This is a genomic window from Haloferax sp. s1, assembly GCF_058382125.1.
Genome location: NZ_JBZRPK010000236.1, coordinates 1 through 2,200, shown reverse-complemented (window position 1 = coordinate 2,200; position 2,200 = coordinate 1). Strand labels below are relative to the sequence as shown.

2 protein-coding genes are annotated in these 2,200 nt (G+C 63.6%); both read left to right on the top strand.

Annotation, left to right across the window (positions count from 1 at the left end; all coding sequences use genetic code 11):
• On the top strand, nt 1-529 hold a 529-nt coding region (locus QT222_RS02130; RefSeq protein WP_491476157.1), incomplete at its 5' end, for a DUF8173 domain-containing protein.
• A 66-nt stretch (nt 530-595) separates the two neighbouring features.
• Nucleotides 596-2,200 (top strand): acetate--CoA ligase (locus QT222_RS02125; protein ID WP_491476156.1); only part of this gene is annotated, 1,605 nt, incomplete at its 3' end.

The window sequence follows — 2,200 nt, the reverse complement described above, 5'->3', positions numbered from 1 at the left end:
TGGAGGGCCGAGGATGCCGAATTGGGTATTTTCGGGCTCCTGGCCCCGGGGGACCCTCGTCCTGGGTTCGAGTAGCGCCCTCGTCGCCCCAGAATTCGCCCGCCGCGTGACGGGACTCGGAACGAAAAAAACCGTCCTGAGCGGCGGCGCGGGACTCCTCACCATCGTCGGCGTTCCAATCGTCCTGCTCGTGCTGCTCTTGACCATCGTGGGAATCCCGCTGTCGCTCGCCGGCGGCGTCGGATTCCTCTTAGCCCTTTGGGTGGCGAGCATCTACGGCGCGCTCGTCCTCGGGGCGTGGCTCCTCTCGTTGGCCGACTACAACAACCGCTGGGTCGCGCTGTTCACCGGCTTGTTCGTCCTCACGTTGCTCGATTTCGTCCCCCTCGGAGGCGTCCTCGAGTTCGCCGTCCTCATCGTGGGTCTCGGCGCGTTCGCGCTGGCACTCCGCGGTGAATCCGGCCACGACGGCGACGACGACGTGGGTGCGGCCGACGAGGGTTCACAAGAAGGCGCACCGATGGCCTGACGGCGCGCCGAACACCCGTCAAATTTCGGACGAACAATTATTATGGTCCTCTCTGTCTGTCGAGCCATGGCAATCGATTACACGGTCGAGTTGGAATCGTTCGAGTGGGACATCCCGGAAGGGTACAACATCCCTGCGGTTATCGAATCGCACGCCGACTCGTTCGGCGACCGGGTCGCGCTGAAGTTCCGCGACGCCGACGGCGGGCGTGAGGAACGAACCTACGACGACCTTCGGCGCGACATGAATCGGGTTGCCAATGCGCTCGAATCGATGGGCGTCGGGAAGGGCGACCGCGTCATTCACCTGCTTCCGCGTGACCCTGACGTGTTCGCCATCCAACTCGGCGCGCTCAAGCGGGGCGCGCTGCTCGTCCCGAGTTCGTCGATGCTCAAGCCCAAGGACATCGAATTCCGCGCGAACGACTGTGAAGCGACGACCGCAATCGTCCACGAGTCGCTCGTCGGTATGGTCGACGAGGTGCGAGCCGACACGCCGCTCGAACACTTCGTCGTCCTCGGCGGTGACGCCGACGGTTGGACCGAATTCGACGAGGTAGTCGCTGGCGAGTCGGACCGCCACGACGGCCCGGAACTGAAGGCCGAAGACCCGATGTCCATCAACTACACGTCGGGGACGACGGGTAAGCCGAAACCGGTCCGCCACCGCCACCGCTGGATGCGCTGTTTCGAACTCGTCAACGCGCCCTACTGGTGGGGCGTCACGGCCGACGACGACCTCTCTGACGAACTCCTCTGGGCGACGACCGGCACCGGCTGGGCGAAGTGGTTCTGGAGTCCCGTCGGCGTCGGACTGACGACGGGCGCGACACAGTTCGTCTATCGCGGCGACTTCGAACCCGAGACGTTCCTCGATATCATGGAAGAAGAGGAGGTCACCCGACTTTGTGCCGTCCCAACCCAGTACCGGATGTTTGCCCAGCACGACCTCGCCTCGTACGACCTGAAACTGAAAGAGGCGCTTTCGGCGGGCGAACCGCTTAATCGCGAGCCAATCGAAGCGTTCCGCGAAGCGTTCGACGTGATTCCCCGCGACGGCTACGGACAGACCGAGACGGTGGCCCTCCTCACGAACTACCCCGGTATCGACGTGAAACCCGGCAGCATGGGCAAGCCGACGCCGGGTCTCGGAACCACCCTCATCGACGAAGACGGCGAAGAAGTCGACGACGGCGAAATCGGCGAGATTGCGGTCCCGGTCGACTGTCCGGGCATCTTCGACGGCTACTACGAGAAGCCACATCTGGACGAAAAGACGTTCGCCGGCGACTACTACCGCACCGGCGACCTTGCCTCTCGCGACGAGGACGGCTACTTCTTCTTCGAGGGCCGCGCCGACGACATCATCATCTCTGCGGGCTACCGCATCGGTCCCTTCGAGGTCGAAGACGCGCTCGTCTCTCACGAGGCGGTCGCGGAGGCCGCGGCGGTCGGAAGTCCCCACGAGGAACGCGGAAGTATCGTCAAGGCGTTCGTCGTTCTCACCGGAGGATACGAAGGCTCCGACGAACTCGTGGACGAACTCCAGGCGTTCATGAAAGAGGAAACTGCGCCGTACAAGTACCCGCGCGAAATCGAGTTCGTCGACGAACTCCCGAAGACCTCTTCGGGGAAAATTCGCCGCATCGAACTGCGGTCCCAAGAGCGCGAA